This is a genomic window from Flavobacterium poyangense, assembly GCF_011751075.1.
Lineage (GTDB): Bacteria > Bacteroidota > Bacteroidia > Flavobacteriales > Flavobacteriaceae > Flavobacterium > Flavobacterium poyangense.
In genome coordinates, this window is record NZ_JAALLN010000021.1 from 1 (window position 1) to 20,759 (window position 20,759).

18 protein-coding genes and 1 tRNA gene are annotated in these 20,759 nt (G+C 34.8%); 8 read left to right on the top strand and 11 right to left on the bottom strand.

Annotated elements, in window-relative coordinates; all coding sequences use genetic code 11:
• Positions 1–151 precede the first annotated feature (151 nt).
• From G3A47_RS20150 to G3A47_RS20180, 7 genes are all read right to left on the bottom strand, one after another.
• A complete protein-coding gene (locus G3A47_RS20150) occupies positions 152–1,957 on the bottom strand; it encodes an acyl-CoA dehydrogenase family protein (RefSeq protein ID WP_166925680.1) in 1,806 nt (601 codons plus the stop codon).
• A 281-nt stretch (positions 1,958–2,238) separates the two neighbouring features.
• Complete coding sequence (locus tag G3A47_RS20155; RefSeq protein WP_166925682.1) at positions 2,239–3,420, bottom strand: thiolase family protein; 1,182 nt, start codon at positions 3,418–3,420, stop codon at positions 2,239–2,241.
• Positions 3,421–3,452: 32 nt separating this feature from the next.
• A complete protein-coding gene (locus tag G3A47_RS20160; protein WP_166925684.1) occupies positions 3,453–3,833 on the bottom strand; it encodes a four helix bundle protein in 381 nt (126 codons plus the stop codon).
• Between the two features lie 30 nt (positions 3,834–3,863).
• Positions 3,864–6,254: a 3-hydroxyacyl-CoA dehydrogenase/enoyl-CoA hydratase family protein gene (locus tag G3A47_RS20165; protein ID WP_166925686.1), complete on the bottom strand. Its 2,391-nt coding sequence runs from the start codon at positions 6,252–6,254 to the stop codon at positions 3,864–3,866.
• Between the two features lie 200 nt (positions 6,255–6,454).
• Positions 6,455–6,940 (bottom strand): MarR family winged helix-turn-helix transcriptional regulator, encoded by a 486-nt coding sequence (locus tag G3A47_RS20170; RefSeq protein ID WP_166925688.1) that lies wholly within the window; start codon positions 6,938–6,940, stop codon positions 6,455–6,457.
• Between the two features lie 388 nt (positions 6,941–7,328).
• Positions 7,329–8,339, bottom strand: coding sequence for a helix-turn-helix transcriptional regulator (locus G3A47_RS20175; RefSeq protein ID WP_166925690.1), 1,011 nt, complete (start codon positions 8,337–8,339; stop codon positions 7,329–7,331).
• Between the two features lie 128 nt (positions 8,340–8,467).
• A complete protein-coding gene (locus G3A47_RS20180; protein WP_166925692.1) occupies positions 8,468–9,082 on the bottom strand; it encodes an HD domain-containing protein in 615 nt (204 codons plus the stop codon).
• Between the two features lie 199 nt (positions 9,083–9,281).
• On the opposite strand from G3A47_RS20180, the gene G3A47_RS20185 reads away from it, so the two are divergent.
• The 5 genes from G3A47_RS20185 to G3A47_RS20205 all read left to right on the top strand — a co-directional run bounded on the left by G3A47_RS20185 (position 9,282) and on the right by G3A47_RS20205 (position 15,156).
• A tRNA-OTHER gene (locus tag G3A47_RS20185) sits at positions 9,282–9,397 on the top strand.
• Positions 9,398–9,638: 241 nt separating this feature from the next.
• Positions 9,639–11,879 (top strand): hypothetical protein, encoded by a 2,241-nt coding sequence (locus G3A47_RS20190; RefSeq protein WP_166925693.1) that lies wholly within the window; start codon positions 9,639–9,641, stop codon positions 11,877–11,879.
• Positions 11,880–12,183: 304 nt separating this feature from the next.
• Positions 12,184–13,197 (top strand): T4 RnlA family RNA ligase, encoded by a 1,014-nt coding sequence (locus G3A47_RS20195; RefSeq protein ID WP_166925695.1) that lies wholly within the window; start codon positions 12,184–12,186, stop codon positions 13,195–13,197.
• A 1-nt stretch (position 13,198) separates the two neighbouring features.
• Positions 13,199–14,071 carry a phosphatase domain-containing protein gene (locus G3A47_RS20200; RefSeq protein ID WP_166925697.1) on the top strand — a complete coding sequence of 291 codons (873 nt, stop codon included), beginning with the start codon at positions 13,199–13,201 and terminating at the stop codon, positions 14,069–14,071.
• Positions 14,072–14,355: 284 nt separating this feature from the next.
• On the top strand, positions 14,356–15,156 hold the full coding sequence (locus G3A47_RS20205; protein ID WP_166925699.1) for a TatD family hydrolase: 801 nt from the start codon (positions 14,356–14,358) through the stop codon (positions 15,154–15,156).
• Positions 15,157–15,241: 85 nt separating this feature from the next.
• On the opposite strand, the gene G3A47_RS20210 is transcribed toward G3A47_RS20205, so the two are convergent.
• The 4 genes from G3A47_RS20210 to G3A47_RS20225 are packed head-to-tail and all read right to left on the bottom strand — an operon-like array spanning position 15,242 to position 17,980.
• The gene (locus tag G3A47_RS20210) at positions 15,242–16,036 is read right to left on the bottom strand and encodes a sensor histidine kinase (RefSeq protein WP_166925701.1); all 795 of its coding nucleotides are present in this window, start codon (positions 16,034–16,036) and stop codon (positions 15,242–15,244) included.
• Positions 16,029–16,679, bottom strand: a complete 651-nt coding sequence (locus tag G3A47_RS20215) for a hypothetical protein (RefSeq protein WP_166925703.1) — start codon at positions 16,677–16,679, stop codon at positions 16,029–16,031. Before G3A47_RS20215 ends, G3A47_RS20210 begins: the two co-directional genes overlap by 8 nt.
• Before the next feature lie 3 nt (positions 16,680–16,682).
• Positions 16,683–17,345, bottom strand: coding sequence for a hypothetical protein (locus G3A47_RS20220; protein ID WP_166925704.1), 663 nt, complete (start codon positions 17,343–17,345; stop codon positions 16,683–16,685).
• Between the two features lie 5 nt (positions 17,346–17,350).
• Positions 17,351–17,980 carry a response regulator transcription factor gene (locus G3A47_RS20225; RefSeq protein ID WP_166925706.1) on the bottom strand — a complete coding sequence of 210 codons (630 nt, stop codon included), beginning with the start codon at positions 17,978–17,980 and terminating at the stop codon, positions 17,351–17,353.
• A gap of 224 nt (positions 17,981–18,204) precedes the next feature.
• Here G3A47_RS20225 and G3A47_RS20230 point away from each other — a divergent pair, with 224 nt between their 5' ends.
• From G3A47_RS20230 to G3A47_RS20240, 3 genes are all read left to right on the top strand, one after another.
• A complete protein-coding gene (locus G3A47_RS20230) occupies positions 18,205–19,488 on the top strand; it encodes a hypothetical protein (protein ID WP_166925708.1) in 1,284 nt (427 codons plus the stop codon).
• 157 nt (positions 19,489–19,645) lie between these two features.
• Complete coding sequence (locus G3A47_RS20235) at positions 19,646–20,410, top strand: nucleotidyltransferase domain-containing protein (RefSeq protein ID WP_166925710.1); 765 nt, start codon at positions 19,646–19,648, stop codon at positions 20,408–20,410.
• Positions 20,411–20,478: 68 nt separating this feature from the next.
• Positions 20,479–20,757, top strand: a complete 279-nt coding sequence (locus G3A47_RS20240; protein WP_166925712.1) for a hypothetical protein — start codon at positions 20,479–20,481, stop codon at positions 20,755–20,757.
• The last annotated feature ends 2 nt before the right edge of the window (positions 20,758–20,759 follow it).

Genomic DNA, 20,759 nt, shown 5'->3' on the forward strand with positions numbered 1-20,759 from the left:
GCATTACTTTTTTTAGAACTTTCCTTTCTGTTGACATAATTAATTGGATTGTAGTCAACCTTTTTCAGGACAAGACAATAAAAAAATAAACCCGCACTGTTTCGGACAAGTGCGGGTTTAAACAAATTAAAAGCTAAAAACTATTTTTGAATTAGAAGCAGTATTCATTTTCTGCAACTAGTTTAGATGTGATAACCTCTCTTAAGGCTACAACATTTGGATTGTTTGTGTATTTTGTAAAACGTTTTAATCCCATTAACATCATACGTTGTTCGTCACCTTCAGCAAAAGAAATAATACCTTCTTTTCCTTTTTGGTTTACGATATCTACCGCTTTGTACAAGTATAATTTTGCCATTGCAATTTGCTCTTGTACTTTAGCTTCACCTTCTTTTTTGGCTAATTTTTCAGTTCTAAGGATAGTACTTTCTGCCATGTATATTTCGATTAGGATATCAGAAGCAGCCATCAATAATTGTTGGTGAGAATCTAAATCCGGACCGTATTTTTGAACAGCACTTCCGGCAACCATTAAGAAAACTTTTTTCAGGTTGGCAATGATTCCTTTTTCTTCAGCAAACAACTCAGAGAAATCCGGAGTGTCAAAAGATGGGATTCCCATTAATTCTTCCTGAACTTTCATAGCCGGTCCTAATAAATCAACGTGACCTTTCATAGCCTTTTTGATCAACATACCAACAGAAAGCATTCTGTTAATTTCGTTTGTTCCTTCGTAGATTCTTGCGATACGGGCATCTCTCCAGGCACTTTCCATTGGAGTGTCTTCTGAGAATCCCATTCCACCGAAAATCTGAATTCCTTCGTCAGCACATGATTGTACGTCTTCAGAAACTGCTACTTTAAGGATAGAACATTCGATTGCATACTCTTCAACCCCTTTTAATTCAGCTTCCTGGTGAGAAGTACCTTCCGCTTCACGAGCAGCAATTCTGTCTTCGATATCTTTTGCAGCTCTGTAGGAAGCACTTTCGCCAGCATAAGCATTAGTTGCCATTTCAGCTAATTTAGAACGGATCGCTCCAAAAGAAGCAATAGCAGTGTTAAACTGAATTCTTTCATTAGCATATTTTACTGCATTTGAAGTAACTCTTCTTTGTGCATCTAAACAAGCAGCAGCTAATTTAATACGACCAACATTCAAAGCATTCATAGCAATTTTGAAACCGTTTCCTCTTTCAGACAACATGTTTTCAACTGGAACTTTAGTATCGTTGAAGAAAACCTGACGTGTAGAAGAAGCACGGATTCCTAATTTATGTTCTTCTTCATTCATTGAAATTCCGTTAGCCGGATCATTTTCAACGATGAAACCTGTAATATTTTTGTCATCTCCAATACGTGCAAAAACGATGAAAACGCTACAGAAACCTGCATTCGAAATCCACATTTTTTGTCCGGTGATCGAGTAGTATTTTCCATCTTCAGATAAAACAGCTTTTGTTTTTCCTGAGTTTGCATCAGATCCTGCACCCGGTTCTGTCAAGCAATAAGCACCAAACCATTCTCCTGAAGCCAATTTAGGAACGTATTTTTTCTTTTGCTCTTCAGTACCATAAAGTGTAATTGGCATAGTTCCAATTCCTGTATGCGCACCAAAAGCAGTTGAGAAAGAACCTGTTGCTCCTGAGATGTAGTCACAAACCAACATCGTAGAAACAAACCCCATTCCTAATCCACCGTACTCTTCAGGAACAGCAACTCCAAGAAGTCCTAGTTCACCTGCTTTACGCATAGACGATTCTGTATAAGCGTAATCTTTCTTTTCGAAGCGATCTTTATGTGCCCATAATTCTTTGTCTACGAACTCTTTTACAGAGTCACGCATCATTAATTGCTCTTCCGAAAAATCTTCCGGTGTGAAGATGTCTTCACATTTTGTTTCTTTAACTAAAAACTGACCGCCACGGGTTACGTTTTTTTCGATAGTATCTGCCATTGTTTTTGTTTTTTGTATGTTTTTTTATTTTATAATCGAATCTTTAATCGTTGTCATTTCGACTGGTTCTGTCATTTCGATGACTTCTGTTATTTCAATGACTTCCGTCATTCCGACGAGTTCTGTCATTTCGACGAAGGAGAAATCGCATTCGTAATTCGACAAAGATTGTCAATATTCAGTGCGGAGTTTCTAGTGCGATTCCTCGTACCTCGGAATGACAAAAGAGACTGTTGCTTTGTAACACCTTGTACCTCGGAATGACAAAAGAAACTGTTGGTTTACAACACCTCGTAAATCCCTGCAGAACCTTGTCCTGTTCCTACACACATCGAAACGATTCCGTATTTGCTTCCGCGACGTTTCATTTCGTCAAATAACTGAACAGAAAGTTTTGCTCCTGTACAACCCAGTGGGTGTCCTAAAGAGATTGCTCCTCCGTTTACGTTTATGATGTCAGGATTTAATCCTAATTCACGAGTAACGGCTAAGGCTTGTGAAGCAAATGCTTCGTTTAGCTCAATTAGTTCGATGTCATTCAAAGTCAATCCTGCTTGTTTCAACGCTTTCGGAATTGCTTTTACAGGACCAATACCCATAATTCTAGGTTCCACTCCTGAAGAAGCGAAGTTTACTAATCTTGCGATTGGCTCAAGGTTTAATTCTTTTACCATTTCTTCGCTCATGATTAAAACAAAAGCAGCACCATCACTCATTTGAGAAGAGTTACCGGCAGTTACACTTCCGTCAGCAGCAAAAACAGGTTTTAATCCTGATAATGCGGCAACAGATGTTCCGGCTCTAGGACCCTCGTCTTGTTTTACTACGTATGATTTAGTTTCTTTTTTACCATTTTCATTAATGAAAGTCTGGTCAACAGTAATAGGTACAATTTGTTTGTCAAATTTTCCTTCTGCTTGTGCTTTCAACGCTTTCATATGAGAATTGTAAGCAAACTCATCCTGATCTTCTCTTGAAATTTTATATTGGTTGGCTACCGCTTCAGCAGTTAATCCCATTCCCCAGTAATAATCTTCGTGACCTGCAGCCGCTACTTTATAATCCGGAGTTGGTTTATAACCTCCCATTGGAATAAAACTCATGCTTTCTGCACCACCGGCAATAATACAATCTGCCATTCCGGATTGAATTTTAGCCGTAGCCATTCCGATAGTTTCTAATCCTGAAGCGCAGTAACGGTTTACCGTAACACCCGGAACATCTTCTACTTTTAATCCCATTAAAGAGATTAATCTACCTACGTTTAGTCCTTGTTCTGCTTCCGGCATGGCATTTCCTACCATAACGTCATCGATACGTTTTTTGTCAAAATCAGGTAGCTCGTCCATCATAAATTGAATGGTTTCGGCAGCTAATTCATCAGGTCTTTTAAATCTAAAAACCCCTTTTGGTGCTTTTCCTACCGCAGTACGGTAAGCTTTAACGATATATGCTGTTTTCATAAATTATTGTATTAAGATTGGAGAATTAAGTACTAAGATTTTCCAATTGTTTTGTTGATTTTATCTTTTAATGATCTTTGAAATGAAAAGTTCATATTCGAAACTTCTACTAATTGATTAATAGTTGGCTGAATTAAATCATCAGCAACAAGTTTAAGCCTTTTGGCAAGTATTAATTGCGTTATTAATTCAAAGGTCGAGCCATTTGCAATTCCTAAAAAATGCATAAATTCTTTCTCAGAATTTCTTCCTGAACCTTCTGCAATATTTGAAGGAATAGAAACAGCGCATTTTTTTATTTGATGAATTAAATTAAATTTTTCATCATTTGGTAGTATTGCAGTAATCTCATAAACAAGAACTGCAACATCCATTGCTTTTTGCCAGATCTTTAATTTTTCAAACTGGTGCATTTCTTAATACTTAATTCTTATTACTTGGTACTAGTTTCTCAAAGGTTTCCCTTTAGTTAACATGTACTGAATACGTTCCAGAGTTTTACGTTCTGTACATAAACTCAGGAAGGCTTCACGTTCGATATCTAATAAATATTGTTCAGATACTAATGTAGCTTCAGATAAATCACCACCGGCCATAACGTAAGCCAGTTTGTTAGCAATTTTCTTGTCGTGCTCCGAGATGTATTTTCCAGCCTGCATTTGGTCGGTTCCAACTAAGAACATTCCCAATGCTTGTTTTCCTAAAACTTTAATATTATTTCTTCTGATTGGTTGTGTATAACCGGCTTCTGCCATTAACAAAGCATGTTTTTTAGCTTCAGCAATCTGACGGTCTTTGTTTACTACAATGATATCTTTTCCGTGTTGTAAAAGTCCGGTGTCAAAAGCTTCGTAACCTGAAGTTGATACTTTTGCCATTGCAATAGTTAAGAAATACTCTTGTAAAACATTTAATTCAACATCATTTTTACGGAATAAATCAGATGCTCTTAAAGTCATTTCTTTAGAACCTCCACCGCCGGGAATCACACCAACACCAAATTCAACTAATCCCATGTAAGTTTCAGCGGCTGCTACTATTTTATCAGCATGTAAGCTCATTTCGCATCCGCCTCCAAAAGTCATTCCGTGTGGGGCAACGATAACCGGAATAGAAGAGTAACGTACGCGCATCATAGTATCCTGGAATAATTTGATTGCCATGTTCAACTCGTCGTATTCCTGTTCAACGGCCATCATGAAAATCATACCGATATTAGCACCAACAGAGAAATTTGCTGCCTGGTTACCAATTACTAAACCTTGGTATTCTTTTTCAGATAAGTCGATTGCTTTATTGATAGCCTGAAGTACATCACCACCAATGGTATTCATTTTAGATTGGAATTCTAAGTTCAAAATTCCGTCTCCTAAATCTTCTATAACAGCCCCGCTATTGCTCCAAACTTTTTTGCTTTCGCGAATGTTATTCAAAATAATGAATGAATCTTGTCCCGGAACTTTAGTTTGTGATTTTGTTGGAATGTTGTAGAAGAAAGTTGCTCCTTCTTTTACCGTATAGAAACTGTCACTTCCGGAAGCTAACATTTCTGTAACCCATGCAGCCGGTGCTAAACCTTCTGCTTTCATGATTTCGATTCCGTTGGCAACACCAATGGCATCCCAAATTTCAAATGGACCATTTTCCCATCCGAAACCGGCTTTCATAGCATCATCAATTTTGTATAGTTCGTCTGAGATTTCAGGAATTCTGTTTGACACATAAGCAAACATTCCAGCGAAACTCTTACGGTAGAATTCACCCGCTTTGTCTTTTCCTTTTACTAAAACTTTAAAACGATTGATTGGTTTATCGATAGTTTTGGTTAGCTCAAGTGTTGCAAAAGAGGCTTTTTTTGCCGGACGATATTCTAATGTATCTAAGTCTAAAGAAAGAATGTCACGGTCTACTTTTTTGTAGAAACCTTGACCTGTTTTGCTTCCCAACCAATTATTCTCCATCATTTTGTTGATGAAATCAGGAAGTTTAAACAATTCGTGTTGTTCGTCGTTTGGACAGTTTTCGTAAATACCATTGGCAACGTGTACCAAAGTATCTAAACCAACAACGTCAACCGTACGAAAGGTAGCTGATTTTGGGCGGCCGATTACCGGACCTGTCAATTTATCAACTTCTTCGATTGTTAAACCCATTTCTTTCACTAAGTGGAATAAACTCTGAATTCCGTAGATTCCAATTCTGTTTCCAATAAATGCCGGAGTATCTTTAGCAACAACCGAAGTCTTTCCTAAGAATTTAGATCCGTATTCGTTTAAGAAGTCCAATACAGCAGTTGTTGTTTTTGGACCAGGGATAATTTCAAATAATTTTAAGTAACGCGCAGGGTTAAAAAAGTGTGTCCCACAGAAGTGCTGTTGAAAATCTTCGCTTCTTCCTTCACTCATAAAGTGAATTGGAATACCGGAAGTGTTAGAAGTAACTAAAGTTCCCGGTTTACGGAATTTTTCGATTTGTTCAAATACTAATTTCTTAATATCCAAACGCTCTACAACAACCTCAATAATCCAATCAACATTGGCAATTTTTGCCATATCGTCTGTCGTATTTCCGGTAGTGATTCGGTTTGCGAATTTCTGATTGTAAATAGGAGACGGTTTTGATTTTAATGAGTTTGCTAAATGATCGTTTACCAATCGGTTGCGAACAGCTTTGCTTTCAAGTGTTAATCCTTTTTTAGCTTCGGCTTCTGTCAACTCGCGAGGTACGATGTCAAGCAATAAAACTTCAACACCAATATTGGCAAAATGGCAAGCTATTCCTGAACCCATAATTCCGGATCCGATTACAGCGACTTTTTTAATTGTGCGTTTCATACGTAGTTAATGTTTGTTTTTTTATTTGAATATGATATCGTCAATAGTATTTAACCTAATGGTCACAATTGTTTTTTAACACATAGAGACATAGTTTGACTATGTGATAGAAATGCGTTTCTTTTTTACGATTTTTAAATGTAAGTAAAATCTTCGTTTCTATGTGTTAAAAATAATTTTATGAATTAGTCTCAACTATTTTATTTAGCAATTTTTTTACTACTGCCGATTTCATTTTCTGTTTTTTCTGTTTGATTAAATATGTTCTTATCCTGAATTAATTCGTTTATTATTTCAGAAACTTCTATAAAATGGTTTAGTTTTTCGTCTGAAACATGTTTTCTTACTGTTTCATTAAATTTCAAAACTGTATTTTTAGATAAGTCTCTTTTTTCTTTTCCAAATTCGGTGAGGTATATTAAGACACCGCGACCGTCTGTTGGATTTTTTTTGCGAACAATAAGACCTTTTTCTTCCATTGATTTAAGCGTTCGCGTTAAGCTGGTCGCTTCCATTCCCATTCTTGGTCCGAGAGCCGTAGAAGGCGTACCTTCTTCTTTGTCTATACTTAAAAGAGCAAACCCGGTAGCCATCGTGGCATCGTATTTTGCAGCTTCTTCATTATACATTCTTGATACGGCTTGCCATGTAGCTCTCAAAATATAATCTATTGTTTTGTCTTTCATATGTAACTATATCGATTTCAAATATAATCAAAAAATACTATGCATGCATATAATTTTAAGATAAATTTTGTGTTAATAAAAAAATGTCTCTGGATCAGAGTGTTTTAGGGTTGTTTTTAATTTGAAATATACTACTCTTTTTTTTAATTTTAGTAAATTTAATTGATTTGTAATTTGTTTTTGGCATTCAAAATGGCAATGATTCTTTTATTTGGTGAATTTTTTGTGAAATATTGAATGTTTGTTGTGAGATGTTTGGTGTAAAATGTGAAATGTATTGTGTATGAACATACGTAGAGACGCACTGCTGTGCGTCTCTACGTATGTGCGTTTCTACAGACACCGACCCGAAATTGGAAATTGGATTTTAAAAATTTTGGAATTTCATCTACCTGTATCTTTCCAATGCTTTCGTTAATATTTTCTTCATGCGGTCGCGCAGATTCTCAGGACTGATTACCTCAATTCCGTCTCCGAACCCGAATAGTATGCGTTCCATTTCATAATTGGGAGAAAGGAACAAATGCACAATGATACTTCCGTCTTCATTTTCCTTGATTAGTCTTTGAGTCTGATGTATAGGTTTTGTGATAACGTACGGAGCATTGACAGCGTCTATCCAGAGTTCAATTTTTCTTGGCTTTAAACCTGTATTTACTGTGACACCAATTACATTTTTATAAAATAAATCCGCATCGAAATCCTGATCGAGATAGGGCAGATTAAAATCATAATCAATAGCAATAATTCTGTCCAATGCTAAATTGGTGATAGGAGCGGAGCCCTTTTTTTTGCCAATCAGAAACCATCTGTTGTTAAATTCCTTCAAAATAAAAGGGTGAAAGTGAAACGTGCTTTCTTCTCTAGATTTAAAGGATTTATAGGTAAGTACCAAAACCATCTTTTTGATGATAGCCTGATAAATTTCATCGAGATAATGCAATCCTTTTAGGCCATCATTTTTATCTAAATAAATAACTGGTTTTGTATGTGATTTCTCGGAATAGATTTTATCTTCCAAACGTTGCAGGATATCTGATACATCACTAAATAAGGAGAAGTCCTTAAATTGTTTCAGCATTGAAACTGTTTCGGTCAAAACATTAATGTCTGTTTCTGTCAGGGGAATATCAGTTATCGAAAATTCATCATCTTCATACTTATAATATTTCTTTTCATAAACTACAATTGGTGCATTGTATCCCAGTTTCTCACTTCGCATCATCTGAATATCCAGCTGTACTGTTCGTTTGCTAACCGGATTTTCCTTTCCTTCATATTCGTACAACGCATCGGAACAGGCATTCATTAAATCTTCTAAAGTCCAGGTTCTATAAGAATTCTGCAGGCATTTGTCAATTGTTTTGTATCGGATGAGCGCATTTTTGTTTTGTGCCATATTTTTTTTAGCTAGGTGGTGGTTTTTGTTTCTTGCGTTGTGTAGAGACGCACAGCTGTGCGTCTCTACTGCTGTGCGTCTCTACACTGTGCGTCTCTACGGTGCATCTCTATGGCGTTTGTTTTGGATTACAATAATAAAATTTCTCGTTTAATATTCTCCCTCGCATCTTTTTCAAATAGGTCTCTGAATTCCTCTGTTTGAAAAATAGATTCATTTTCTAAGAAATGTTCCAATGCTTTTTTTCTGCCGGGATTGTATAAAAAATCGGGGTAAATACGATATTCCTTTCGTATCTGATTACAATAAATCTGATAGTCCGGCCAATCTTTGGCAAGAATTTTTAAATCAAAATCAATAAGCCAGTTGATGTCTTCAATTTTATTATGGAGATGCAGCTGCGTGGCACAAATAGCATCAAAAATTAAATTTTTATTTAGAGGCGCACTGCTGGGCGTCTCTATTTTTAATGCGTGCTCAGCACTTTTAAGCTCATTATCTTTTTTTGTAGCCTTATAAATATAGTCGTGATAGAAAATAGCAAACAAGATCTCATCCGGATTTTGGAGTCTGTTTTTGTATATATCAAATAATTCGATCATTTCTTCCAAATGTTTCAAATTATGGTAATGTCTCGATTTTCCGGAATAGGCTTTTTCTAAATCCAGCCATAAAGCCTTAGTTTCATTAGGATTAAAGCCAATTTTAATGAGCATATCGGAATACTTTTCTTGTAGATTCATACATGAGGTTTAGTCAAAAATACAATTTTTATTTTAGTGCGCAAAATAGTTGCGCAGTGGTTTTGAAATCTTTGTTCAGGAAATAAAACAAGTTCATTGAAAATATAAAATTGAGTTGATTAGGTCAAGCGTGAGTTACTTCGAAACACTTTCCACGTACACACTTACACCATTATCTTTTTAACTCAAATTATTAATTGGGGCAGTAGCTCAGTGGTTAGAGCAGGTAGTTTTGAAATTACCTAAAAGGTCAATCAGAATTTACTTCTTACGCTTTTAACGTCCGGGTCGTGGGTTCGAATCCCACCTGCTCCACAATTAATGGTCAACTAAAACTTACTTCAAACATTGGTATTTCCGGTTCGAGTCCGGCAAGTTTTAAAATTATCATTAATACAAATGAGGGTCAAGATTAACTTACTTCTTCGCGGTAACCCGCTCCATTAGTTCAGTTAATCGATTACCGTCGAATTTAAGGTCAAGTGTTTCTTACTTCAAAATCTTTTAGGTAGAACCAGAAACACCATTATCTAAATTTTTAAAATTAAAAAAAAAAATGAAAACAAAAGAATTAGTAAAAATCAGTTTACGTCAAAATGCCATTTTTATTCCAAGTGAATATATCGTAAATGATATCAAAAAATTATCAGCAACAACATCGGTTTTAGTAGCCAATGTTTCAAAACTCGGATTTACGTTTTCGGAGCCCTTATTGCACGCTTTAAACAATGTAAGTCCGAATTATAAAATAGATGTTTTAGACGTATTAAATGAGGTTTTAAATACCGATAAAAACTGGACGCCTTTGGTTAAAGAATGGAATATCCCAACCGGTGAATCTGTTTTAGACCATGTGGTTACTTTTTTTGCAAACGTTTTTAACAAAACTAACGGAACGACTTTGCAATGCGGACATCTTATTCCGGATCGTACGTTTCCATTAGAGCGATATAATGGTTGTCCGTTTTGCGGTACTCCATTCGAATTCGGTAAAATCGAGAAATTCGGACAAGGAAGTAAATTAAAAGTCCTTGAATTGTGGAACGAAAAAGAAGTAGAAGACTTTTACAAATCATTATTACAATCTAAAACCGCTTTAGACGCTACGCAGGCAGAAAGTTTAAAGATGGCATTAAAATATTTGCCTCTTCCGAAAACGGAGATTGCGATCAAAGAAACTTTGATGTTGGTGATCGATGTTTTAATTGAAGAAGGGCAAGCTGATAAAGTGTCTCAATATTTCAAAACACCTACAGATATCTTAAGGTATTTATGGTTTAAAAATACCGGATTTTTGCAGATTATTGAGCCAAAAACAATCGTTCAAAGAGCGTCTAAAAATGGGCAGCACTTGCATTTCGGTGCAGATCAAAGTGCGCAATCGAAAGTTCTGGCCAAAAAAGATTTGAAACTTAAATATTCAAGAAAAGAATGTTTAATGGTCGCTTCGTGGTTGAATAATTTAGATATGGAAGTGGAGACCATGTGCGAAATCATGCATCCGAAAAGAGGAATGTGGGTTCGTTTTATCCGTGCTTTGCGTTTGGCAGAATACAGTAAAAGAAAAGGTTTTGAGAAATTGGCGCTTTTATTAGATGTGTTTTACAATGAGGTTTATGAAGTTTGGCAGGGCAACGTAAACACGGCCCGATTGAAGTCTGATGCAGATAAAACATTTGCTTTATTAAAACAACGTCCGGGGTTGTTTGCGCGTTCGTTATTCTCGAATATGCTTTGGTTTGGTGTAGCCGAAACCATTGCACATTTCTCTGAAATTATCGACAAAGTTCCGGCGAGATTGATTTTTACATTGAATATGTATGCTCAGAACTATTTTGATAAAAACATGCAGAGAAGTGTGAAACCTTTGGGAGGAACAAACAAACGTGTAAATCCAAATGCTTTGTTGGGATTGTATGATGAATTGCAGTTGGAAGAGATGAAAAATCAGATTGAGGATTTGTGTATTTTGGCTATGAAAAAAAGATTCGCGGCGCTTAAAAATACCAATAAAACGATCTACATCGATTCGCAATTGTACAATATGCCTGTTTCAATTGGGGATAGAAGCGATTCTGTTCAGGATTTACCGGTAGCTTTAATGGGAACACGTTTCCCGATTGAAGGTAACGAAGTGCGATTGTTTATGCAGTGGGGTGTAAACTTACCGGCTCAACATTTAGATATGGATTTAAGCTGCCATATTGCTTATGAAAATAGTTCAGATATATGTTCTTTCAGCCGATTGGCAACAACGGGTTGTAAACATAGTGGTGATATCAGAAGTATTCCGAACAAAATAGGAACAGCCGAATACATCAACATCAACATTGACGAATTGGCAAAAGCCAACGCCAAGTTTGTGACTTTTACCTGCAATGCTTTTAGTAAAGGAAGTATTTCACCAAATCTTGTTGTGGGATGGATGAATAGTAAATATCCAATGAAAATTTCGGAACGAACCGGAGTTGCCTATGATCCGTCTTGTGTAGATCATCAGGTTCGTGTAACGCAAAGTGCTGCCAAAGGTTTGGTTTTTGGAGTGTTGGATGTAGCCAAAAGAGAAATCGTTTGGTTAGAGATGACTTTTGGAGGCCAGGTGGTACAAGGTTTAGACTTCAAAGGAGTTCAGGCTTTGTTGGCAAAATTGAACAGCAAATTAAACATCGGTAGTTTATTACAACTTAAAGCAGAAGCGCAAGGTTTAACTATCATTGATAGCGAAACTGCTGATGAGGTGTACAACGCTCAATGGGCAATGAACGCCGCAGCCGTGACGCAATTGTTGATAGATTAAAAATGAATTTCTCGTGAAGTGACAGGGACGCAAAGTTTTTTTTCGCATGCAGATTTGGCAGATTGTGCTGATATTTTTGTTTGGCGGTTCGAACAAAACAACCCAAATAAATCTGCGTAATCTGCCAAATCTGCGTGAAAAAAAAAGATCACAAGAAAAATCAAACTTTGCGTCTCTGCGACTTGGCGAGAAACAAACCACAAAGCTTAAAATGAACTTTAATAACTTATATGGTTTAAAAAATAGCAACTGCGCAAAATAATCGCGCAGTTGTTTTTGAATCTTTGTTTAAAGATTAGAAATAATGAATACAATACTTTTACAGGAAATGATTTCCAAAAACTATGTTAGGGTAAACAAACACCCGAAGCATAATTTATATATTTACAATTACACTCAAAATGCGCAATTTGAGAGAATATGGAATGAAATTACCTTAAGCTGCAGGGGGCTAATCTTAGATGATAATTTTAATGTTGTGGCAAGACCGTTTGTTAAGTTTTTTAATTTAGGTGAATTTGAAAATCAGGTACTTCCCAAAACTTCTTTTGAAGTATATGACAAAATGGACGGTTCAATGGGAATCTTATATTGGATAGAAGACATTCCTTTTATTGCCAGCAGAGGTTCATTTGCCAGCGATCAGTCCGATAAAGCGAATGAAATGCTGCATGGGAAATACAAAGAATGTTGGTCGTTCTTAGATAAGAGCAAAACCTATTTGTTTGAGATTATTTACCCCGAAAACCGAATTGTTTTAGATTACGGAGCGTCAGAAGAGTTGGTTTTACTTGCTGTTATTGACACACAGTCAGGAGAAGAATTTCCTCTTGAGGATATTGGTTTTCCTATCGTTGAAAAGTATGACGGAATCAAAGATATTCATTCTTTGTCGGCTCTGAATACAGAGAATAAGGAAGGATTTATAATCAGATATTCGAATAATTTCAGAATAAAAATCAAGTTCGAAGAATATCTTCGTTTGCATCGAATTATTACTCAGGTTTCTAATTTGAATATTTGGGAATATCTGAGAACCAATCAACCGATGGATGAAGTCTTGGAACGAGTTCCGGATGAGTTTTTTGACTGGGTCAAACAAACTAAAACAGATTTAGAAGACAAATTTGCAGTAATCGAAAATCAATGTAAAAAAGATTTCAAAGTTCTGGAATCGGTCAAAGAAACTGCATTGTATTTTTTGACTTGTAAACATCCGGGTATCTTATTTTCAATGCTTAAAAATAGAGATTATTCAGATCAGATCTGGAAAATGATTCGGCCAAAGTTTGAAAAGCCGTTTAACAAAGAAGAATAAAATGAGAAAAGTAATTTTAATGAGAGGATTGCCTGGAAGTGGAAAATCGACTTTGGCAAAAAAGATAATTTCAGAGAACCCTGAAACCTATAAAAGAATCAACAGAGACGATCTACGAGCTATGTTTGATAACGGAATAGTAACAAAAAGCAACGAAAAATTTGTCAAAAAAGTACGAGACTTATTAATCGTAATGGCTCTTGAAGAAGGAAAAAGTATTGTAATTGATGACACCAATTTGTCAGATACCAATCTGAAACGTATTTCGCAATTGGTTCGGGAATATAATGGTAAATTCAACGAGGAAGTTACAGTTGAGGTTCAGGAAGTAAATACGGATGTTAAAGTTTGTATAGAAAGAGACGCCTTAAGAGAAAAGCCGGTTGGAGAAAAAGTGATCAGAAAAATGCATAGTCAGTTTTTTAAAGACAGTCCGGAATACCGTATTCAAAACCCCGACCTTCCAAAAGCGATTATCTGTGATCTTGACGGAACATTAGCCTTAATGAACGGAAGAAATCCTTTTGACGCCAGCAAATGTGATTTGGATGAATTAAATGAGCCGGTTGCCAACGTATTAAAAAACTACAAGAAATTGGGTTACCGCATACTGTTGGTTTCGGGAAGAGAAGACCGATACAAAGAACCAACGTTGCGTTTTCTCGAAAAACACGAAATAACATTCGACGCTTTGATCATGCGAAAAACCAATGACCACCGAAAAGATTCAATCATTAAAACAGAAATTTACAACGAATCCATAAAAGAGAAATATTTCGTAGAGTTTGTTTTAGATGATAGAAACCAAGTAGTTGATACCTGGAGAAATGATTTGAAATTACCTTGTTTTCAGGTGTACTACGGGGATTTTTAGAGGTTCAAAGAACGTTCAAAGGGACAAAGGGACAAAGGTTCAGAGGGACAAAGGCTTAGGAAACTTCTCAAGGAACAAACCACAAAGCTTAAAATGAACTTTAATAACTTATATGGTTTAAAAAATAATCTCGCAAAGATACAAAGTCGCCAAGCTTAAAAGTAAATAAGTTTTGTGGCTCTGCTGCGGGATAAAAAAAGATTAAAAAAAACAAAAAAGAATGTTAGTAAAAACTTCACATCTAGATTTTTACTTCTAACATCTCACATTTTACATAAAAAAGAATGAAAACATACATAGATATAGGAATCAACCTAACCAATAAGCAATTCCAAAACGATATAGACGATATCGTACAAGACGCACAAGATGCCGACGTAACAAAAATGATCCTTACGGGAACAAGCGTGCGAAACAGTGAAGAATCACTAAGAATTGCTAAGCAATATCCGGGCGTATTATTTGCCACAGCAGGGATTCATCCACATGATGCTAAGAGTTTTGACAGTCAGAGCATTTCGAAATTAAAGAATTTATTACAACAGAAACAAGTTGTTTCGGTAGGAGAGTGCGGACTCGATTTTGATCGTGATTTCTCACCCCGAAACAAACAGGAAGAATGCTACAAAGCCCATTTAGAATTAGCGATTGAAGTTCAGAAACCTTTGTTTTTACACGAAAGAGCCGCTTTCGCACGTTTTATGAATATTACAGACGAGTATTTGCCGAAACTGCCCAAAGCTGTAGTACATTGTTTTACAGGCACATTGCAGGAAGCCAAAACGTATCTTGATAACGGATTGTACCTGGGTTTTACCGGAGCAATTTCAGACAGCAAACGTTTTGCACATTTAAAAGAAGTGATTCAGTACGCACCACTAGACCGAATAATGATCGAAACCGATGCGCCCTTTATGCTTCCGAAAAATGTACCGAATAATCTCTTAAAAAAATACCACGAACGCCGATGTGAACCTGCATTTCTGCCGTATGTTGCCGGAACCATTGCACAGTTTAAAGGAATTCCGTTAGATAAGGTCGCAGAAGAAACGACTAAAAACGCAAAGAGTTTCTTTGGGATTTAGGAGCAAAAAAGGGACAGAGGTTCAGAGTTGCAAAGGCTCAGAGGTTTAAAAACTTTGCGCTTTTGCGGCTTTGCGAGAGATATAATTAAACCTCAAATGGGTATACAAATAATAAATGTGATCCTTTTTGAACAGGAAGAATTTCAAAAGTTCCATTTACGGCCTCCATTCGGAGAGACATATTGGTTATGCCATTTCCTTTTTGAATAGTATTTGACAGCCCGATACCATTATCAATAACTGTAATTTTTAAACAGGTTTCTGTTTGGTCAAACTCAATATGGATGTTATGGGCCTGACTGTGTTTGTATACATTATGAACGGCTTCTTTAACCACCAAAAAAAGGTTTCGCCTTGCTTTTACGGATAAGTTGGTTTCTTTATTGATATCATTTGAACTCAATTTGAATTCAATTGCGGTTTTATCTAAAAAACGTTTAATATACAAATCGGTATATTCTATAAAATTGCCAACACTATCATTTTGGGAGTTCAGGCTCCAAAGAATTTCGCGCATGGCTAAATTCATGTCTTCGGAAGTTGTTATAATGGTTTCCAGATCATTTGAATAACTTTCTTCGGGCATTTTATATTTTAAAAATTCAGCCTGAAGTTTTATAGCAGAAATCCCGGCACCTAAATCATCGTGCATGTCTTGTGAGATACGTTCTCTTTCCAGTTGAATTGCTTTTTGACGCTCTATTTCTTTCTGTAACAATTGGTTTTTGAATTCACTTTCTTTTATTTGATTTTCCTGATGTTGTATCAATTGTTTTTTGTTATAGATAAAAACAACCATAATAATAAAAAGCACAAAAAGCAGCATCACGCTAATGGCAATGATATAGGTGAGTTTTATTTCGTGTGGCAGTTCACTCATTTCGTTGTTTTTTTGCTATTATATCATATTTTACAAGGGCATAATAAAATAAACCATACATAATTAAATTTACTATAGAACCTATTTTTCTTAGAATGTTTAAGAAAAATTGATCTTCTTTTTCAAACAGATACATAGGTGTAAATCTAAAAATGATATAAGTACTCCAAAAAAGCAAAGCGGTTGCAACCCAGAAATTGGGGTCATTTGTAATTTTGTCTTGAACAGGAAGTTTTAGTTTTTGATAAAACCATAAAATAGCACTGGAAATGTAGAATAGTGCTACTAAAATTCCTAATTGACTTAAAAAATATTGGCTTAGAAAATCAACAAAAAATAGTATGTATAGTAAAAGAAGCAAAGAGATGAAAATTCCAATTTGCTTAAATATTCCAATATAAATTCTGGAAAAATAGATTCCAAAAAAGAGAATACAAAATAGAGCATATATATTAAAATAAACAGCATAGTCAAATTGTTTCAAATGTATTTTTAGTATTCCAAAAAATTCTAAACAGAGGGTAGTAGTTAAATAAAACACTAAATAGTTTTGAGCTTTAAGTGAATACTTAAAACCCAAAACTATAGCTTTAGTTGTTGTTATAATGAGACAACTTATATATAAAAGTAATAGTGCATCCATATTTTAAGGATAAACAGTTCCGAAGTCGTAAGATTCGCTAGTGCTTTTAGACTCGCTTTCGGCTCTAACAACAAGACTTAATTTATTTTGATTGTTTTTCTCTGTAACTGTTTTTTCGAATTTAATCATTTGGAAAAATAATTTTGAATACTGTGTTGGCTGTGTAAAATGCTTGACCATAAAGAAGAAAACATCTTTAAGATTGTAATAAATTACTTGAGTATTATGCATTTCTGTATCATTAAATTTAGTTTTTGCATTGATTATTGGAAGTAATTTATTCGCAAAATTTAAAGTGTGTTTTTTGAAGACACTTTGATCTGTAATCTCTTCAAGCTCATTATTGGTATTAATTATAAAGAATGAATCATTGATTCCGAATAAATCGTCTATTTCAGAAGAGATAGAAAAACCAATTGAAAAGATATTATTTTCATCTTGTTTAAAATATATCTTTAAGTATTTTAATTTTTCCTTTATATCTACCGATTTGGAATCGTAAGAAGTAGTTATTTCATTAATGAAACTACTCGATTTAATGAAAAACTCTTTGTAAATTTCGGGAAGCCCTAAATTTTTGAGGTCAATATTTCTAGAATTAACTTCATTGTCCGGCATAGTTCTTAGGAAATCTATTCCTTCCTCTTGTAATTTTTTTGATCCCATGATTTCTAGTTTTTGTTGTTAAACTTGTTAATTGCTTCAATTTTGTTGCTTACCTGTAATTTTCTGTACATATTGCCAATGTGTTTTTTGATCGTATCAATAGTGACATTTTTTTTATCGGCAATTTCTTTGTAGAGTAGTCCTTGTGCCAGCAATTCAAGAACTTCTTTTTCCGTTACAGTTAGTAGTGCTACACTTTGCACTTGTACTTTTGATTCCTGAAAATGTTGTAAAACACGTTTAGCAATGGCATAACTCATCGGTGCACCTCCATTATGCGCTTCCAGAATAGCCTGGATGATTTTAGTCAAGGGATCTCCTTTTACGAGATAACCGCTTGCACCCGCACGCAATGCCGAAAAGATTTTTTCGTCATTTTCAAAACTGGTACACATTATAAAAGTGGTGCCCGGCATCGATTCAGTTAGTTTAAAAACAATATCAATACCCGATAAATCCTGCAGTTGAATGTCCATTAAAACCACGTCTGGTTCCAGAGCTTCCAATTTTTGCAAAGCATTTTTACCATTAAAAAATTGAGCTACACATTCCATGTCGTTTTGGAAATCGATGATATTCTTCAATGCCTGATTGTAATTTTTATCATCTTCTACTATGGCTACTCTTATTTTCATGGCGTTACATTTTCTTTTACAAAGTTGTGCAATAAGCACATTGAGCGCAATTACCCTTTCGGGTGATATTTAAAATGAACTTAGAAAGATAATAGGGAATTATAGAATAAACTTACAAAAAAAAGTGCATGAATTGCAAAAAATAAAATATCACCCGAAAGGGTAATTGATTGGTATGCAGTTCTGTAAATACATTTGGTATATAACTAAAAACATTAGAAATCATGAAAACAACAGTATTTATCCTTTCCTTTTTATTTTTTGGATATATGGGATACAGTCAGGTACAGACCAAAATTATACAAGTAGATTTAAGCGTACCGCATAAAAACAGCATTAGTATTTGTAATGATGAGACATGTACGTTTTTAGATAACAGTAAATGGCTTTCTGCAAGATGTAGAGAAATGATTGCAGTTAAATTAATAAACGGAAATCCTTTTAAGTACACTTATAAAATTGATACTAGAAATCTTTCTTTTTTTAATGATCAAAACACAACTTCAGAAAAAGTAAAAAAAGACGCAGAAGCAGAAGCACTGGCAGATAAAAACAAAGGTATGATGGAAGCATTGCATTCAGAATCTGTAGAAGGAATTATAATAAAAAATAAGGAGTTAGTTAAAAGTATTGACAGTTTAGATATTGAAGTAAAAAATCTATATGAAATTTTAAAACTAAAAAATGTGCTTGTTGAATCTGATTATGCTAAAAGAGAAGTTTTTCTTAAAAATGTGCAATCATATTTGACAGAAGCTTATCAGTTAATGAATAGTTTGCAAAATGTAAAAAGGGATTCTCTTGTCATTAGTACAGAAGAAAGTTTATTAAAAACAAAAGTGAAAGCCGAGAAAAGTATTGATTCAATTATAGAAAAATTCTACACTACAGATTTAGCTGTTTACACACTTCCCATCGACGTACAAGGCCAGAATATTGATGTTGTAGAATTCAAATTGCGTCGCTTTGATAAAGAAACTAAAGAAGAGGATCTTAATTTTGCATCAAAACCTTATAACATCTGGATAAAAGGTGGTTTGAAAATCGATGTTAGTGCAGGACTCTTTTTTACCTCGCTGTATGATTCGGAGTTTGGCCAAAAAGACGATCCGGCAATTCCGGGTAATAAAATCATTACTTTAAAAAACGGTGGAGATTATGATTTAGCATTTGGGTCTACCATAAATACCTATATTCGTGCGAATTCATGGATTGTTCCAACACTTAATTTTGGTGCCGTGATCACTCAAAATGAAAAACTACAGGTGCTTTTAGGACTTGGTGCAATATTAGGAAAGCAAGAACGTATTATTTTTTCTGCAGGACTAACTATGGGAAAAGTCAATAGAATCGCAGATTCCTATTCTGTTGGCGGTTCTTATAATTTAGGGAATTCCGGAGATGTTCCTACACAGAGTCAGTTTAAATTTGGGCACTTTTTTGGAATAACCTACAATTTAACTAAAGTTAAAAAAATAAGTCTCGATAAAGGAATCGAACAAAATTAGTTTATACAAATATTTAGAACCATTATTAAAAACACTGCTGCGCAGAATAATTGCGTAGCAGTGTTTTTATTTTGTTACTTGAAATAAAACACAAATTCAAATCAGGTGTTTGTACTCGTTTTAAAGGCTTTTTGTTTAACTACATTTGAAATCAACCATGAAAGAAAAAATACTTCAAAAATTAAAAGAAATCGAAATACAAAAAGACATAGAAATACAAAAAGACATAGAAATACTTTTTGCCTGCGAATCCGGAAGCCGTGCCTGGGGATTTGCTTCTCCCGATAGCGACTATGATATCCGTTTTATATACAAACACAAATCTGAGTATTATCTATCACTTTGGGAAAAAACCGATGTAATCGAATTCATGACCGAAGACGATCTTGACGGTTCCGGCTGGGACTTACGGAAAACCGTAAGGTTATTAGCAAAATCTAATGCATCTTTGCTAGAGTGGTTGTTTTCGCCGGTGGTGTACTTTGAGAATGAGTTTTTTACCAAACAAATGCGTGAGTTGGCTGCGGATTGTTTTTCGCCCATAGCGGTTTTGCACCATTATTTGGGAACAACAAAAAACTTTATGGAAGTATGCGAAATGGAAGAACTAAAACTAAAAAGTTATTTCTACGCCTTGCGCACTGCATTGGTCGGAAAGTGGATAATAGAAAAAAATACACTTCCACCAGTTGCTTTTGTCGATGTATTGCCAATCGCACCGAAAAACATACAAGAAAAAATACTGGAATTACAACAAATAAAAGCCAACCAAAACGAAAAGTATTTGCACCCAAAAGAAAACCTAATAACTGATTTTTTACTTGAAACGGTACGATTTAATCAGGAAAATGCGAGTAAGCTGGATAGTGGGAAGAAGATGAATGAGGAGTTGGATTTGTTTTTTAGGAAGAATGTAAAGTAATAAAAGAAATATTCGAAAATATATAAAACCCTCAAAAATTGTATATTTGATTAAACAAAAAAGAAAAGATGAATAAAAAAGTAAAATATATAGTAGCTGTTCTTAATATTATAGTTTTGGGAATAGCTTTTAAATGGTATTTAGAGAATAAAGATTCAGAACCATTAATCGCTGTTATTTCTCAATTTATTGCCCTTCTTGTTTTGGTTTTTGAAGAAAGACTTTCAAAAGTTACTAATATTAAGAATGTTAATACAGATATTGAAACAGATATTTCAGGTGAAAATAGTGTCGAGGTTTTAAATAAAGGGAATAAGGATTCTAATATTCGAACTACTATAAGATAAAG

Excerpts from the sequence above, each read along its gene's own strand:
- G3A47_RS20150 (WP_166925680.1), bottom strand. The coding sequence starts at position 1,957 with ATGGCAGATACTATCGAAAAAAACGTAACCCGTGGCGGTCAGTTTTTA.
- G3A47_RS20155 (WP_166925682.1), bottom strand. The coding sequence starts at position 3,420 with ATGAAAACAGCATATATCGTTAAAGCTTACCGTACTGCGGTAGGAAAA.
- G3A47_RS20160 (WP_166925684.1), bottom strand. The coding sequence starts at position 3,833 with ATGCACCAGTTTGAAAAATTAAAGATCTGGCAAAAAGCAATGGATGTT.
- G3A47_RS20165 (WP_166925686.1), bottom strand. The coding sequence starts at position 6,254 with ATGAAACGCACAATTAAAAAAGTCGCTGTAATCGGATCCGGAATTATG.
- G3A47_RS20170 (WP_166925688.1), bottom strand. The coding sequence starts at position 6,940 with ATGAAAGACAAAACAATAGATTATATTTTGAGAGCTACATGGCAAGCC.
- G3A47_RS20175 (WP_166925690.1), bottom strand. The coding sequence starts at position 8,339 with ATGGCACAAAACAAAAATGCGCTCATCCGATACAAAACAATTGACAAA.
- G3A47_RS20180 (WP_166925692.1), bottom strand. The coding sequence starts at position 9,082 with ATGAATCTACAAGAAAAGTATTCCGATATGCTCATTAAAATTGGCTTT.
- G3A47_RS20190 (WP_166925693.1), top strand. The coding sequence starts at position 9,639 with ATGAAAACAAAAGAATTAGTAAAAATCAGTTTACGTCAAAATGCCATT.
- G3A47_RS20195 (WP_166925695.1), top strand. The coding sequence starts at position 12,184 with ATGAATACAATACTTTTACAGGAAATGATTTCCAAAAACTATGTTAGG.
- G3A47_RS20200 (WP_166925697.1), top strand. The coding sequence starts at position 13,199 with ATGAGAAAAGTAATTTTAATGAGAGGATTGCCTGGAAGTGGAAAATCG.
- G3A47_RS20205 (WP_166925699.1), top strand. The coding sequence starts at position 14,356 with ATGAAAACATACATAGATATAGGAATCAACCTAACCAATAAGCAATTC.
- G3A47_RS20210 (WP_166925701.1), bottom strand. The coding sequence starts at position 16,036 with ATGAGTGAACTGCCACACGAAATAAAACTCACCTATATCATTGCCATT.
- G3A47_RS20215 (WP_166925703.1), bottom strand. The coding sequence starts at position 16,679 with ATGGATGCACTATTACTTTTATATATAAGTTGTCTCATTATAACAACA.
- G3A47_RS20220 (WP_166925704.1), bottom strand. The coding sequence starts at position 17,345 with ATGGGATCAAAAAAATTACAAGAGGAAGGAATAGATTTCCTAAGAACT.
- G3A47_RS20225 (WP_166925706.1), bottom strand. The coding sequence starts at position 17,980 with ATGAAAATAAGAGTAGCCATAGTAGAAGATGATAAAAATTACAATCAG.
- G3A47_RS20230 (WP_166925708.1), top strand. The coding sequence starts at position 18,205 with ATGAAAACAACAGTATTTATCCTTTCCTTTTTATTTTTTGGATATATG.
- G3A47_RS20235 (WP_166925710.1), top strand. The coding sequence starts at position 19,646 with ATGAAAGAAAAAATACTTCAAAAATTAAAAGAAATCGAAATACAAAAA.
- G3A47_RS20240 (WP_166925712.1), top strand. The coding sequence starts at position 20,479 with ATGAATAAAAAAGTAAAATATATAGTAGCTGTTCTTAATATTATAGTT.